Annotated in this window: 1 rRNA gene and 1 pseudogene; both read right to left on the bottom strand. The window is 68.1% G+C overall.

Annotation, left to right across the window (positions count from 1 at the left end):
• Positions 1 to 626: pseudogene (locus JHAT_RS33445) on the bottom strand (hypothetical protein); the annotation flags it as partial.
• A 252-nt stretch (positions 627 to 878) separates the two neighbouring features.
• Positions 879 to 995, bottom strand: a 5S ribosomal RNA gene (gene rrf, locus JHAT_RS33440).
• Positions 996 to 1,077 lie beyond the last annotated feature (82 nt).

Below are 1,077 nucleotides of genomic sequence, written 5' to 3'. Positions count from 1 at the left end.
GGGGACGTCGCCCACGGTCGTCCTGCGGTCGTCCCTGCGGTCGTCACGACGGAACGAAGGACGCTCACCGCGGTCGTCGCGGCGGAACGACGGGCGGTCGCCCCCACGGTCGTCGCGACGGTCGTCCCTGCGGTCATCGCGGCGGAAGGACGGACGGTCACCGCCACGGTCGTCACGACGGAAACCACGGTCGCCGCCACGGTCCCGGTCATCACGACGCGGCCCACGGTCACGGTCGTCGCGACGCCCGTACCCGCCACCGCGATTGTCGTCACGGCGATCGTCACGACGGAAACCACCACGCTGCCCGCCACGGTCGTCGTCGCGCCGGCCGAAGCCACCGCGGTCGTCACGGCGGTCGTCGCGACGGAAGGGGGGACGGTCACCGCCACGGTCGTCGCGACGGTCGTCCCTGCGGTCGTCACGCCGGAACGAGGGACGCTCACCGCGGTCACCACGGTCATCGCGGCGGAAGGACGGACGGTCGCCCCCGCGGTCATCGCGACGGAAACCACGGTCGCCGCCACGGTCCCGGTCATCACGACGCGGCCCACGGTCACGGTCGTCGCGACGCCCGTACCCGCCACCGCGATTGTCGTCACGGCGATCGTCACGACGGAAGCCACCACGGTCATTGTCTCGACGGAAACCGCCACGGTCCCCGCGCTGACCGCTCCGGTCGCCGCGGTCACCACTGTCCCGTCGCCGCTGGTCGCGCTCCGGTCGGTCGTCGGGAGAGTTGGTGGACATCGGTGACTCCTGTCTTCGGTACCGCAAAGTCATTCTCGCGCAACCGAGTACCCGGTGCGCCCTGGAAAAACGAAAGGACCCCTGGTCCCCAGCTGAACGCTGGGGACCAGGGGTCCTTCCCAAAGATTGTTCGGCGGCGTCCTACTCTCCCACAGGGTCCCCCCTGCAGTACCATCGGCGCTGTAAGGCTTAGCTTCCGGGTTCGGAATGTAACCGGGCGTTTCCCCTACGCTATGACCACCGAAACCCTAATGGTTTCGAGCGAACAAGCACACTCTTCAATTGTGTGTTCTACTCAAAGCCGGCAACGGTCGTTGCCTCAGAACT

Origin of the sequence: Streptomyces sp. JHA26 (assembly GCF_002005565.1) — a bacterium.
In the GTDB taxonomy this organism is placed as follows: Bacteria; Actinomycetota; Actinomycetes; order Streptomycetales; family Streptomycetaceae; genus Streptomyces.
This window is presented reverse-complemented; position numbering and strand designations above follow the sequence as displayed.